At 42.5% G+C, this 12,287-nt stretch carries 15 protein-coding genes; 13 read left to right on the top strand and 2 right to left on the bottom strand.

The features are described from left to right. Positions 1–256 precede the first annotated feature (256 nt). The 3 genes from purR (at position 257) to pflA (ending at position 3,321) form a co-directional block, all read left to right on the top strand. A complete protein-coding gene (gene purR / locus HT714_RS02535; RefSeq protein ID WP_025169708.1) occupies positions 257–1,084 on the top strand; it encodes a pur operon repressor in 828 nt (275 codons plus the stop codon). Positions 1,085–1,150: 66 nt separating this feature from the next. Further along, positions 1,151–2,401 carry a diaminopimelate decarboxylase gene (locus HT714_RS02530; RefSeq protein WP_173226031.1) on the top strand — a complete coding sequence of 417 codons (1,251 nt, stop codon included), beginning with the start codon at positions 1,151–1,153 and terminating at the stop codon, positions 2,399–2,401. A 125-nt stretch (positions 2,402–2,526) separates the two neighbouring features. Further along, a complete protein-coding gene (gene pflA / locus HT714_RS02525; protein ID WP_001288288.1) occupies positions 2,527–3,321 on the top strand; it encodes a pyruvate formate-lyase-activating protein in 795 nt (264 codons plus the stop codon). A 271-nt stretch (positions 3,322–3,592) separates the two neighbouring features. On the opposite strand, the gene yidC is transcribed toward pflA, so the two are convergent. Together yidC and HT714_RS02515 are read right to left on the bottom strand one after the other, a co-directional pair. Beyond that, positions 3,593–4,519, bottom strand: coding sequence for a membrane protein insertase YidC (gene yidC / locus HT714_RS02520; RefSeq protein ID WP_173226033.1), 927 nt, complete (start codon positions 4,517–4,519; stop codon positions 3,593–3,595). Positions 4,520–4,596: 77 nt separating this feature from the next. After that, a complete protein-coding gene (locus HT714_RS02515) occupies positions 4,597–4,875 on the bottom strand; it encodes an acylphosphatase (RefSeq protein WP_001174616.1) in 279 nt (92 codons plus the stop codon). A gap of 33 nt (positions 4,876–4,908) precedes the next feature. Here HT714_RS02515 and HT714_RS02510 point away from each other — a divergent pair, with 33 nt between their 5' ends. The 10 genes from HT714_RS02510 to endA all read left to right on the top strand — a co-directional run bounded on the left by HT714_RS02510 (position 4,909) and on the right by endA (position 12,232). Continuing rightward, positions 4,909–5,649, top strand: a complete 741-nt coding sequence (locus HT714_RS02510) for an RNA methyltransferase (RefSeq protein WP_173226035.1) — start codon at positions 4,909–4,911, stop codon at positions 5,647–5,649. Between the two features lie 55 nt (positions 5,650–5,704). Further along, positions 5,705–6,388, top strand: coding sequence for a Bax inhibitor-1/YccA family protein (locus HT714_RS02505; protein ID WP_001016914.1), 684 nt, complete (start codon positions 5,705–5,707; stop codon positions 6,386–6,388). 110 nt (positions 6,389–6,498) lie between these two features. Then, on the top strand, positions 6,499–7,491 hold the full coding sequence (gene asnA / locus HT714_RS02500) for an aspartate--ammonia ligase (RefSeq protein ID WP_000748003.1): 993 nt from the start codon (positions 6,499–6,501) through the stop codon (positions 7,489–7,491). A gap of 64 nt (positions 7,492–7,555) precedes the next feature. Beyond that, a complete protein-coding gene (gene rsmD, locus HT714_RS02495) occupies positions 7,556–8,095 on the top strand; it encodes a 16S rRNA (guanine(966)-N(2))-methyltransferase RsmD (protein WP_000706954.1) in 540 nt (179 codons plus the stop codon). Beyond that, the gene (gene coaD, locus HT714_RS02490) at positions 8,085–8,573 is read left to right on the top strand and encodes a pantetheine-phosphate adenylyltransferase (RefSeq protein WP_173226037.1); all 489 of its coding nucleotides are present in this window, start codon (positions 8,085–8,087) and stop codon (positions 8,571–8,573) included. Before rsmD ends, coaD begins: the two co-directional genes overlap by 11 nt. After that, a complete protein-coding gene (locus tag HT714_RS02485; protein ID WP_033687316.1) occupies positions 8,557–9,594 on the top strand; it encodes a SepM family pheromone-processing serine protease in 1,038 nt (345 codons plus the stop codon). The genes coaD and HT714_RS02485 overlap by 17 nt, the downstream gene beginning before the upstream one ends. A 56-nt stretch (positions 9,595–9,650) precedes the next feature. Next, on the top strand, positions 9,651–9,881 hold the full coding sequence (locus HT714_RS02480) for a DUF1146 family protein (RefSeq protein WP_101782486.1): 231 nt from the start codon (positions 9,651–9,653) through the stop codon (positions 9,879–9,881). A gap of 23 nt (positions 9,882–9,904) precedes the next feature. Further along, the gene (murA, locus tag HT714_RS02475) at positions 9,905–11,188 is read left to right on the top strand and encodes a UDP-N-acetylglucosamine 1-carboxyvinyltransferase (RefSeq protein ID WP_173251425.1); all 1,284 of its coding nucleotides are present in this window, start codon (positions 9,905–9,907) and stop codon (positions 11,186–11,188) included. Beyond that, positions 11,181–11,369, top strand: coding sequence for a DNA-directed RNA polymerase subunit beta (locus HT714_RS02470; RefSeq protein WP_033684807.1), 189 nt, complete (start codon positions 11,181–11,183; stop codon positions 11,367–11,369). The genes murA and HT714_RS02470 overlap by 8 nt, the downstream gene beginning before the upstream one ends. Positions 11,370–11,407: 38 nt before the next feature. Beyond that, positions 11,408–12,232, top strand: a complete 825-nt coding sequence (gene endA / locus HT714_RS02465) for a DNA-entry nuclease EndA (protein WP_173251423.1) — start codon at positions 11,408–11,410, stop codon at positions 12,230–12,232. Positions 12,233–12,287: the final 55 nt, after the last annotated feature.

The following is a 12,287-nucleotide window of genomic DNA, read 5'->3' as shown; positions in this document are numbered from 1 at the left end:
AAAATGAGCATTTTTTAGGATAAGAATGTTCGTTTTTTTATGTAAATATGGTATAATAAGTAAAAGACAAAAATGAATACTCTTCGAAAATCTCTTCAAACTAGGGTAGTATCGCCTTGTCGTATGTATATATGCAGGTATATTACAGGATTTGTCAGTTCTATCGACAATCTCAAAACAGTGTTTTGAATCACCAGCGACCAGCTTTCTAGTTTGCTTTTTGATTTTTTGAATAAAAATGGAATAGGAAATAGAAATGAAATTAAGAAGAAGTGATCGGATGGTTGTCATTTCCAACTATTTGATTAATCATCCTTATAAACTAACTAGTCTCAATACTTTTGCTGAAAAGTATGAATCTGCTAAATCATCCATCTCAGAAGATATCGTCATTATCAAACGAGCCTTTGAGGAAATCGAAATTGGTCACATCCAGACAGTAACTGGTGCTGGCGGAGGTGTTATCTTTACACCGTCTATTTCGAGTCAGGATGCTAAGGAAATGGTTGAAGACTTGCGTGCCAAGTTATCAGAAAGTGACCGTATCTTGCCAGGTGGCTATATCTACCTGTCTGATTTGCTTAGCACACCAGCTATCTTGAAAAATATTGGTCGCATTATTGCTAAGAGCTTTATGGACCAAAAAATTGATGCCGTTATGACCGTAGCGACTAAAGGTGTTCCACTTGCAAATGCAGTTGCCAATGTCCTCAATGTTCCTTTTGTCATTGTACGTCGTGACCTGAAAATTACCGAAGGTTCAACGGTTAGCGTCAACTATGTATCCGGTTCAAGTGGTGACCGCATTGAGAAAATGTTCCTTTCAAAACGCAGTCTCAAGGCAGGTAGCCGTGTCTTGATTGTGGATGACTTCTTGAAAGGTGGCGGAACTGTCAATGGGATGATCAGCCTCTTGCGCGAGTTCGACTCAGAATTGGCAGGTGTAGCGGTCTTTGCGGACAATGCCCAAGAAGAACGTGAAAAGCAGTTTGACTACAAGTCACTCTTGAAGGTAACCAATATTGATGTCAAGAACCAAGCCATCGATGTTGAGGTTGGCAATATCTTTGACGAAGATAAATAAGAGATAGAACTAAAGGTTGGAACGATTGTCCCAGCCTTTCTTTGCAAATAGAATAGAAGGAAGCTTATGAAAACACCATTTATCAATAAAGAAGACTTAGAAGCGATTGTTGCCGAGTTCCCAACTCCCTTTCACTTGTATGATGAGAAGGGGATTCGTGAGAAGGCAAGAGCCGTCAACCAAGCCTTTTCGTGGAACAAGGGCTTTAAGGAATATTTTGCAGTTAAGGCTACTCCAACACCAGCTATTTTGAAAATTCTCCAAGAGGAAGGTTGTGGTGTGGATTGCTCTAGTTATGTGGAGCTTTTGATGAGCCATAAACTGGATTTTCCAGGTTCTGAGATTATGTTCTCTTCAAATAACACGCCAGACAAGGAATACGCCTATGCACGTGAATTGGGTGCGACCATTAACTTGGATGCCTTTGAAGATATTGAACATCTAGAGCGTGCAGCAGGCATTCCAGAAATCATCTCATGTCGTTACAATCCTGGAGGAGTTTTTGAGCTAGGAACAGATATTATGGACAATCCTGGAGAAGCCAAGTTTGGCATGACCAAGGACCAGCTCTTTGAAGCTTTTGCCATCTTGAAGGAAAAAGGAGCTAAGACCTTTGGGATTCACTCCTTTCTAGCATCCAATACCGTCACCCATCTCTATTATCCAGAGTTGGCGCGTCAGCTCTTTGAATTGGCTGTTGAAATCAAGGAAAAGTTGGGCATTTCGCTAGACTTTATCAATCTTTCTGGCGGTATTGGTGTCAACTATCGTCCAGACCAGGAGCCGAACGATATTGCCTTGATTGGTGAGGGAGTTCGTAAGGTGTATGAAGAGGTCCTTACGCCAGCAGGTCTTGGTCAGGTCAAGATTTTCACTGAATTGGGTCGTTTTATGCTAGCCCCTCACGGTGCTTTGGTCACAAGAGTCACTCATAAGAAGGAAACCTACCGTACCTATCTAGGTGTGGATGCATCAGCAGTCAACCTCATGCGTCCAGCTATGTACGGAGCTTACCATCATATTACTAACGTGACCCATCCAGATGGACCAGCTGAAGTGGTAGATGTGGTTGGTTCACTCTGTGAAAACAATGATAAATTTGCAGTGAATCGCGAACTGCCTCATACAGAAATTGGTGATTTGCTGGTGATTCATGATACAGGTGCACATGGATTCTCCATGGGTTACCAGTACAATGCCAAACTACGTTCGGCGGAAATCCTCTATACCGAAGAAGGCAAAGCCCGTCAAATCCGCCGTGCAGAGCGCCCTGAGGACTATTTTGCAACCTTGTATGGTTTTGATTTTGAAGAATAATATGATAATTAGTTGAAAATGAAATTGAAAAACAGATTGCTTTCTAAAAAATAGGCAAAAATCTTGTTTTTCCTTCAAGTCGTGATATAATAAAACTATAAAACGTTTTCAAGGAAGGTAACGATATGTCTGAAGAAACAATTGATTATGGACAAGTGACAGGAATGGTGCATTCGACAGAAAGCTTTGGGTCAGTAGATGGGCCTGGTATTCGCTTTATTGTCTTTTTGCAGGGCTGTCACATGCGTTGCCAGTATTGCCACAACCCGGACACTTGGGCTATGGAGTCCAATAAATCACGTGAACGGACGGTAGATGATGTCTTGACAGAAGCCTTGCGCTACCGCGGTTTCTGGGGAAATAAGGGCGGTATTACAGTCAGTGGAGGAGAAGCCCTCTTGCAGATTGATTTCCTGATTGCCCTCTTCACCAAGGCTAAGGAACAAGGAATCCACTGTACCTTGGACACCTGTGCACTACCTTTCCGTAATAAACCACGTTACCTTGAGAAGTTTGACAAACTCATGGCTGTCACTGACTTGGTCCTCTTGGATATCAAGGAAATCAACGAAGAACAGCACAAAATTGTCACTAGCCAAACCAATAAAAATATCTTGGCCTGTGCCCAGTATCTATCAGATATTGGAAAACCTGTCTGGATTCGCCACGTGCTAGTTCCGGGATTGACAGACAGAGATGATGACTTGATTGAACTTGGTAAGTTCGTCAAGACCCTCAAAAATGTTGATAAGTTTGAAATTCTGCCTTATCACACTATGGGTGAGTTCAAATGGCGTGAATTGGGAATTCCATATTCACTCGAAGGGGTTAAACCACCAACAGCAGACCGCGTCAAGAACGCTAAAAAACTCATGGATACCGAAAGTTATCAAGACTATATGAAACGTGTACATGGATAAAAAAGAAGCCTGATGGAAACATCGGGTTTTTGATACTCAATGAAAATCAAAGAGCAAACTAGGAAGCTAGCCGCAGGTTGCTCAAAACAGTGTTTTGAGGTTATGGATAGAACTGACGAAGTTAGCTCAAAGCACTGTTTTGAGGTTGTGAATAGAACTGACGAAGTCAGTAACATATATACGGCAAGGCGAAGCTGACGTGGTTTGAAGAGATTTTCGAAGAGTATGACTTGCAAAAAAGACTTAGCAAACTAGCTAAGCCTTTTTCTTCTTATCTCGAACGTTGTTTTCCAGCGTTGCGATTTTTGTGTTTTTTCTTGCTTGTGATAGCAGTTGGTTGTTCAGGGGTAACGTCTTTTCGTCCACTTGGTTTAGAGAAAGCACTTGCTTTTGGTGGGTTCTTGGCTAGTTCTTCACGGACTTTTTTGCGAAGTTTTGGACGAACGATATAGTTGACGATAAACTGTTGGAGAATCATCATGAAACCACCGACAACCCAATAAAGTGTGACACTAGCTGGTGAGATGAGGGAGAAGCCGGCAATCATGACTGGGCTCACGTAAGCCATTTTCTTGATTTGATCTCTTTGCGTTTCATCTTCTACTCCGTGAAGGGAAAGGAGTGATTGAAGATAGTAAAGGACACCAGCGCAGGCAGCTAAAATCATACTTGGAGAGCCTAGAGGAATTCCTAGGTAACTTGCTTGAGCAACACCTTCAGTATGTTGGGCAGCAAAGTAAATTGCAGAGAAGAAAGGCATTTGAAGGAGGATAGGGAAACATCCTACACCACCAAACATGCTGATGCCGTGCTCTTTTTGAGCAGCAAAGAGAGCTTGTTGGGCTTCGAGTTTTTCTTCTTGAGTAGTCGCTTCCTTGAGACGTGTTTGGTGTGGCTCAAGGACGTGCTTGAGGGCGTTCATCTTTTCAGAGTGAAGCGTTGCCTTCCATGATTGGTAGATACCAAGTGGCAAGATAATCAAGCGCACGATAATGGTTACGATGATGATAGCGACACCAAAGCCTAGACCTTGATCAGTAGCGAAGTACTTGATAGCTTCAGCCATAGGCGCTCCGATAGTATTCCAAATAAATCCTATTGGCTTTCCTGTGGCTTTATCGACGCTAACACAGCCAGTTAAGACTAGCAACATAGCCACTCCCATAGCTGAGAGTGCAAAACGTTTAATAGATTTCACTGTTTTTATTCCTTCTTTTAAAATTATACCTTTCTATTCTACTGTTTTTTTACAAAATATACAATAGTTCTAGAGACCTAATTTGCGATTTTAAAGTCAGGGTAAGGAGGAAAGTTACTTAGTTTGACATCTAAGTAGCTGACTTTTGAAAAAGGTGTGGGTCCTTTTCGGATTTCTTGGATAAATTTTGCCATGGTAGCAGATGAGTCTGCTTGGGCTAAAATTTCCACTGTTCCGTCGTCGTTATTCCATACTCGACCTGTGATGCCACCAATTTCAAGTGCCAAGCTGTAAACACCCCAACGAAAGCCGACTCCCTGCACCCTACCTTGGGCAATCATTCTAACCTTTTGCATACCAAACTCCTTTGATTGTGTTATAATATTTCTATGACTATTATAACCTCAAAAGCCAACTCTGTGGTAAAAAATGCCAAGAAATTACACAAAAAAAAATACCGCAAGTCTGCTTATTTGATTGAAGGCTGGCACTTGTTTGAAGAAGCTGTTCAAGCTGGAGTGACGATTGAGAAAATCTTTGCCTTAGAAAATTACCGAGATCAGTTAGCTGCTTTTCCGCAAACTGTCTGGGTGTCAGAGGATATTTTGCTAGATTTGGCGGATTCTCAGACTCCACAGGGAATTGTTGCCGTCGTTCAAAAAGAAGAAGTAGGGCAAGCTGACTTTAGTCAGGGCAAGTTCTTGTTTTTGGAAGATGTGCAAGATCCTGGTAATGTGGGAACTATCATTCGAACTGCGGATGCAGCAGGCTATACAGGAGTGATTGTTTCAGATAAGTCGGCAGACATCTACAGTCTCAAGACTCTACGTTCCATGCAAGGCAGTCATTTCCATCTGCCCATTTACCGGATGTCGAGCCAAGCGCTTTTTGAGGAAGCTAAAAAGGCAGCTATCCCTGTGCTAGCAACAACCCTATCCAAAGATTCTGTTGATTACAGAGAACTGCTTTCTATAGAAAATTTTGTACTAGTCATGGGAAATGAGGGTCAAGGAATTAGTCCCCTCATGGCTGAAAGTGCAGACCAGTTGGTCCACATTAGTATGAAGGGGCAGGCAGAGAGTTTGAATGTTGCCGTTGCGGCCGGTATTTTAATCTTCCATTTAAGCTAATTTTAACTTTTTTTGTTATAATCAAGGAAAGATGTTCATAGAAAAGGAGAAAAGGATGAATCACACTATTATACATGACCGTGCAGGTCTCAATCAATTTTACGCTAAGGTTTATGCCTTTGTTGGTCTGGGAATCGGACTATCTGCTTTGGTATCAGGCCTTATGTTGACGGTCTTTCAGTCTCAGTTGGTTTACTTTTTGATGCAGGGGCGTCTCTGGTTGACCATTGCTACTTTTGCGGAGTTAGCTTTGGTTTTCGTTGCCAGTAGCATGGCTTCAAGAAATAGTCCAGCTGCTCTTCCAGTATTTTTACTTTACTCTGTTTTAAACGGCTTTACCCTTAGTTTTGTGGTGGCTTTCTATACTCCGGGTACAGTTTTATCTGCCTTTGTATCGAGCGCCCTTCTCTTCTTTGTCATGGCGGCAGTTGGTATCTTCACCAAGAAAGATTTGAGTGGGCTTGGTCGAGCAATGATGGCAGCTCTTATCGGTTTACTGATTGCTATGGTAGTTAATATTTTCTTGGCTAGTGGCTTCTTTGATTATATGATTAGCGTGGCCATGGTTTTGGTTTTCTCAGGGTTGATTGCTTGGGATAACCAAAAGATTCGCCTCGCCTATGAACAATCACAAGGTCGTGTAGCGACAGGTTGGGTTGTGTCAATGGCTCTCAGTATCTATCTTGATTTTATCAATCTTTTCCTAAGTATTCTACGTATCTTCGGTCGCAATGACTAAAAGGTCTATGAAATCAGTGTTTTGAGTGACACTGATTTTTTTATATTTTCTCTTTCATTTTCTTAGAAATAGGTGTATAATACTTTTAACTAATTTTTGAGGAGTAGTTTATGAAGAAAAGTTTTATCCACCAACAAGAAGAAATTTCCTTTGTCAAAAACACTTTTACCCAGTATTTGAAAGATAAGTTAGAAGTTGTCGAAGTTCAAGGTCCTATCTTGAGTAGGGTCGGCGACGGGATGCAGGACAACTTATCAGGTGTGGAGAACGCCGTATCGGTCAAGGTTCTTCAAATCCCTGATGCTACTTATGAAGTGGTGCACTCCCTTGCTAAATGGAAACGCCATACCTTGGCTCGTTTTGGTTTCGGTGAAGGTGAAGGTCTTTTCGTCCACATGAAGGCCCTTCGTCCAGACGAAGACTCGTTGGATGCGACCCACTCTGTTTATGTTGACCAGTGGGACTGGGAGAAGGTTATCCCAAATGGTAAGCGTAACATCGCTTATCTAAAAGAAACAGTTGAGAAGATTTACAAGGCTATTCGCCTGACAGAGCTAGCTGTTGAAGCCCGCTATGACATCGAATCTATCTTGCCAAAACAAATCACCTTTATCCACACAGAAGAGTTGGTAGAACGCTACCCAGACTTGACACCAAAAGAGCGTGAAAATGCTATCTGTAAAGAATTTGGAGCAGTCTTCTTGATTGGTATCGGTGGCGAGTTGCCAGATGGTAAACCGCACGATGGACGTGCACCAGACTACGATGACTGGACAAGTGAGTCTGAAAATGGCTACAAGGGTCTAAATGGTGATATTCTTGTTTGGAATGAGTCTTTAGGTGGAGCCTTTGAGTTGTCTTCTATGGGGATTCGTGTAGATGAAGAAACGCTTCGCCGTCAGGTCGCCATCACAGGTGATGAAGACCGTTTAGAATTGGAATGGCACAAGGCTTTGTTGAACGGCCTATTCCCATTGACAATCGGTGGAGGAATTGGACAATCTCGGATGGCCATGTTCCTACTTCGCAAGAAACACATCGGAGAAGTGCAAACAAGTGTTTGGCCTCAAGAAGTCCGCGATACTTACGAAAATATTTTGTAGAGAATCGAACCGCAAGGTTCGGTTTTCTTTCTCTTTTCGCCCATAATTTGGTATAATAAACGGTATGAAAATCGTATCAGGAATCTATGGGGGACGTCCCCTCAAGACACTAGAAGGAAAGACGACAAGACCTACTTCGGATAAGGTTAGGGGAGCCATTTTTAACATGATTGGTCCCTACTTTGAAGGGGGACGAGTCTTGGACCTTTATGCAGGTAGTGGTGGTTTATCTATCGAGGCAGTATCGCGTGGCATGTCCAGCGCTGTTTTGGTGGAACGAGACCGTAAGGCTCAGGCTATCGTAGCTGAAAATATTCAGATGACCAAGGAAGTTGGAAAATTTCAACTCCTCAAGATGGATGCAGAAAGGGCATTGGAACAGGTATCTGGGGAATTCGACCTCATCTTCTTAGACCCTCCTTATGCCAAGGAACAAATCGTAGCAGATATTGAAAAAATGGCTGAGAGAGAGCTTTTTTCTGAAGATGTCATGGTCGTGTGTGAGACGGATAAGGCCGTTGAGCTTCCAGAAGAAATTGCCTGCCTGGGCATCTGGAAGGAAAAAATTTATGGAATCAGTAAGGTGACAGTTTATGTCAGATAAGATTGGCTTATTCACAGGCTCATTTGATCCGATGACAAATGGGCATCTGGATATGATTGAACGGGCTAGCAAACTCTTTGATAAGCTCTATGTCGGTATTTTTTTTAATCCCCACAAACAAGGATTTCTCCCTATCGAAAGTCGTAAACGGGGGTTAGAAAAGGCTTTGGAACATTTGGGGAATGTTGAAGTCGTCTCTTCTCATGATGAATTGGTAGTTGATGTCGCAAAAAGACTGGGGGCTACTTGTCTAGTGCGGGGTTTGAGAAATGCAACGGATTTGCAATATGAAGCCAGTTTTGATTACTACAACCATCAGCTGTCTCCTGATATAGAGACTATTTATTTACATAGCCGGCCTGAACATCTCTATATCAGTTCATCAGGCGTTAGAGAACTTTTGAAGTTTGGTCAGGATATTGCCTGCCATGTTCCCGAGAGTATTTTGGAGGAAATAAGAAATGAAAAAAAAGATTAGATGGCCCTTATATGTCATTGCGGCCTTAATTGTGACTTTCTTGGCATTTGTAGTGCCCTTGCCCTACTATATAGAAGTTCCAGGTGGTTCGGAAGATATTCGCCAAGTCCTTAAAGTCAATGACACAGAAGATAAGGAAGCTGGTGCCTATCAATTTGTTACGGTTGGTGTCCAGCACGCTACTTTAGCCCATATGATTTATGCGTGGTTGACGCCTTTTACAGATATTCGTAGTGCCCAAGAGACTACAGGTGGCTCTTCTGATGTTGAATTTATGCGGATTAATCAATTCTACATGCAAACATCGCAAAATATGGCCAAGTATCAAGGGCTAAAAACAGCTGGTAAGGATATCGAACTCAAATATCTTGGGGTTTATGTTTTGACTGTGACGGATAATTCGACCTTTAAAGGGATTCTTAACATCTCTGATACGGTCACAGCAGTCAATGATCAGACCTTTGATAGTTCCAAAGATTTGATTGATTATGTCAATTCTCAAAAACTAGGGGACTCCGTCAAGGTCACCTATGAAGAGGATGGGCAAACCAAGTCTGCAGAAGGTAAGATTATCACCTTGGAAAATGGCAAAAATGGAATTGGAATCGGTTTGATTGACCGTACAGAAGTGACCAGTGATGTTCCAATTCGCTTTTCAACAGCTGGTATTGGCGGTCCAAGTGCTGGCCTCATGTTTAGTCTGGCCATCTATACCCAAATAGCTGACCCTGGCCTTCGTAATGGCCGCATTGTTGCCGGTACAGGAACCATTGACCGCGATGGTAATGTGGGGGATATTGGAGGTATTGATAAGAAAGTTGTTGCTTCGGCTAGAGAAGGTGCTGCTATTTTCTTTGCCCCAGATAATCCTGTTAGCGAAGAGGAACAAAAAGCGCATCCGGACGCGAAAAACAATTACCAGACAGCCCTGGAAGCAGCTAGAACAATCAAGACAGATATGAAAATCGTGCCAGTTAAAACTCTACAAGATGCGATTGATTACTTGAAAAACAATCCCTAGTTTTAAGTTAAGTTTCCAAGCTAGCGCGCAAACAGAGAAGATGGTATAATAGTCAAATGGTTCAATTATTATTCACTCTAAGCAGTCACATGCTCTTTATTTATGTGAGTTTTTACCTTTTAAAGGATCTTGTTAGATGGGAAAAAGTCTTAAAAGTAACAGCTGAGAACACAGGAAAAGTTCGTTTATTAGTAGCCTTTTTTAGCATTGTCATGGGCTATATCATGAGTTCTTTCTTTATCAGTCTATATCAGTTGTGGCAAGAAGCGCTTAGAGGATTATTATAAAATCAAATGTAAAGGAAATAAGTATGGAAAAAATTGTGGTTCAAGGTGGCGATAATCGTCTGGTAGGAAGTGTTACGATTGAAGGAGCAAAGAATGCAGTCTTGCCCTTGTTGGCAGCGACAATTCTAGCAAGTGAAGGAAAGACTGTTTTGCAGAACGTTCCTATCTTGTCAGATGTTTTCACTATGAATCAGGTGGTTCGTGGTTTAAATGCCAAGGTGGATTTTAATGAAGAAGATCATCTTGTTGAGGTGGACGCGACTGGCGATATCACTGAGGAAGCTCCTTACAAGTATGTCAGCAAGATGCGCGCATCTATCGTTGTCTTGGGACCAATTCTTGCCCGTGTAGGTCATGCCAAAGTATCCATGCCAGGTGGTTGTACGATTGGTAGCCGCCCTATTGATCTGCATTTGAAAGGTTTAGAAGCCATGGGGGCTAAGATTAGTCAGACAGCTGGTTACATCGAAGCCAAGGCTGATCGCTTACATGGAGCTCATATCTATATGGATTTCCCAAGTGTTGGTGCTACTCAGAACTTGATGATGGCAGCGACTCTGGCTGATGGGGTGACAGTGATTGAAAATGCTGCGCGTGAGCCTGAGATTGTGGACCTAGCCATTCTCCTCAATGAAATGGGAGCTAAGGTTAAGGGGGCTGGTACAGAGACCATTACCATTACAGGTGTTGAGAAACTTCATGGTACGACTCACAATGTAGTCCAAGACCGTATCGAAGCCGGAACCTTTATGGTAGCTGCTGCCATGACTGGTGGTGATGTCTTGATTAAAGACGCTGTCTGGGAGCACAACCGTCCCTTGATTGCCAAGTTATTTGAAATGGGAGTGGAAGTGACAGAGGAGGCTGAAGGAATTCGAGTTCGCTCTCAACTAGAAAATTTAAAAGCTGTTCATGTGAAAACCTTGCCCCACCCAGGATTTCCAACAGATATGCAGGCCCAATTTACAGCCTTGATGACCGTCGCAAAAGGGGAATCAACTATGGTGGAGACAGTTTTCGAAAATCGTTTCCAACATCTAGAAGAAATGCGTCGCATGGGCTTGCACTCTGAGATTATCCGTGATACAGCTCGTATTGTTGGTGGTCAACCTTTGCAGGGGGCAGAAGTTCTTTCAACTGACCTTCGTGCCAGTGCTGCCTTAATTTTGACAGGTTTGGTAGCACAAGGAGAAACTGTGGTCGGTAAATTGGTTCACTTGGATAGAGGTTACTACCGTTTTCATGAGAAGTTGGCACAGCTAGGTGCTAATATTCAGCGGATTGAGGCAAGTGATGAAGATGAATAAGAAATCAAGCTACGTAATCAAGCGTTTACTTCTAGTCATTTTGGTACTGTTTTTGGGTGCTCTAGCCCTAGGTGTCGGCTTAATGGTAGGTTATGGAATCTTGGGCAAGGGTCAAGATCCATGGGCTATCCTGTCTCCAGCAAAATGGCAGGAATTGATTCATAAATTTACAGGAAATTAGGCTGGAGAACCAGTCTTTTTCTAGAGATAAGGAGAAAAATGGATAAAAAAACAAGACAGACACTGATCGGACTACTAGTGTTATTGCTTTTATCTGCGGGAAGCTATTATATCAAGCAGATGCAGTCGACAGCTAATAGTCCTAAAACAAAGGTTAGTCAGAAAAAACAAGCGTCTGAAGCTCCTAGTCAATCATTGGCAGAAAGTGTCTTGACAGACGCAGTCAAGAGTCAAATAAAAGGGAGTCTGGAGTGGAATGGCTCAGGTGCTTTTATCGTCAATGGTAATAAAACAAACCTAGATGCCAAGGTTTCAAGTAAGCCCTACGCTGATAATAAAACAAAGACAGTGGGCAAGGAAACAGTGCCAACTGTAGCAAATGCCCTCTTATCTAAGGCTACTCGCCAGTACAAGAATCGTGAAGAAACTGGAAACGGTTCGACTTCATGGACTCCTCCAGGCTGGCATCAGGTCAAGAATCTAAAGGGGTCTTATACCCATGCGGTCGATAGAGGTCACTTGTTAGGCTATGCCTTAATCGGTGGCTTGGATGGTTTTGATGCCTCAACAAGTAATCCTAAAAATATTGCTGTTCAGACAGCCTGGGCAAATCAGGCGCAAGCCGAGGATTCGACTGGTCAAAACTACTATGAAAGTAAGGTGCGTAAAGCCTTGGATAAAAACAAGCGTGTCCGTTACCGTGTAACCCTTTACTACGCTTCAAACGAGGATTTAGTTCCTTCAGCTTCACAGATTGAAGCCAAGTCTTCGGATGGAGAATTGGAATTCAATGTTCTAGTTCCCAATGTTCAAAAGGGACTTCAACTGGATTACCGAACTGGAGAAGTAACTGTAACTCAGTAAAATATGAAATAAACTCCTATGTCACTTATGGATGTAGGGGTTCTTTTTACTAGTT

It is taken from the genome of Streptococcus sp. 3705 (genome assembly GCF_013277145.1).
In the GTDB taxonomy this organism is placed as follows: domain Bacteria; phylum Bacillota; class Bacilli; order Lactobacillales; family Streptococcaceae; genus Streptococcus.
This window is presented reverse-complemented; position numbering and strand designations above follow the sequence as displayed.

Bases quoted from the DNA above. Each gene is read 5' to 3' on its own strand.
- endA (WP_173251423.1), top strand. From the start codon at position 11,408: ATGGATAAAAAAACAAGACAGACACTGATCGGACTACTAGTGTTATTG.
- purR (WP_025169708.1), top strand. From the start codon at position 257: ATGAAATTAAGAAGAAGTGATCGGATGGTTGTCATTTCCAACTATTTG.
- HT714_RS02515 (WP_001174616.1), bottom strand. From the start codon at position 4,875: ATGCAAAAGGTTAGAATGATTGCCCAAGGTAGGGTGCAGGGAGTCGGC.
- rsmD (WP_000706954.1), top strand. From the start codon at position 7,556: ATGAAAATCGTATCAGGAATCTATGGGGGACGTCCCCTCAAGACACTA.
- HT714_RS02510 (WP_173226035.1), top strand. From the start codon at position 4,909: ATGACTATTATAACCTCAAAAGCCAACTCTGTGGTAAAAAATGCCAAG.
- HT714_RS02470 (WP_033684807.1), top strand. From the start codon at position 11,181: ATGAATAAGAAATCAAGCTACGTAATCAAGCGTTTACTTCTAGTCATT.
- HT714_RS02530 (WP_173226031.1), top strand. From the start codon at position 1,151: ATGAAAACACCATTTATCAATAAAGAAGACTTAGAAGCGATTGTTGCC.
- murA (WP_173251425.1), top strand. From the start codon at position 9,905: ATGGAAAAAATTGTGGTTCAAGGTGGCGATAATCGTCTGGTAGGAAGT.
- coaD (WP_173226037.1), top strand. From the start codon at position 8,085: ATGTCAGATAAGATTGGCTTATTCACAGGCTCATTTGATCCGATGACA.
- asnA (WP_000748003.1), top strand. From the start codon at position 6,499: ATGAAGAAAAGTTTTATCCACCAACAAGAAGAAATTTCCTTTGTCAAA.
- pflA (WP_001288288.1), top strand. From the start codon at position 2,527: ATGTCTGAAGAAACAATTGATTATGGACAAGTGACAGGAATGGTGCAT.
- HT714_RS02485 (WP_033687316.1), top strand. From the start codon at position 8,557: ATGAAAAAAAAGATTAGATGGCCCTTATATGTCATTGCGGCCTTAATT.
- HT714_RS02505 (WP_001016914.1), top strand. From the start codon at position 5,705: ATGAATCACACTATTATACATGACCGTGCAGGTCTCAATCAATTTTAC.
- HT714_RS02480 (WP_101782486.1), top strand. From the start codon at position 9,651: ATGGTTCAATTATTATTCACTCTAAGCAGTCACATGCTCTTTATTTAT.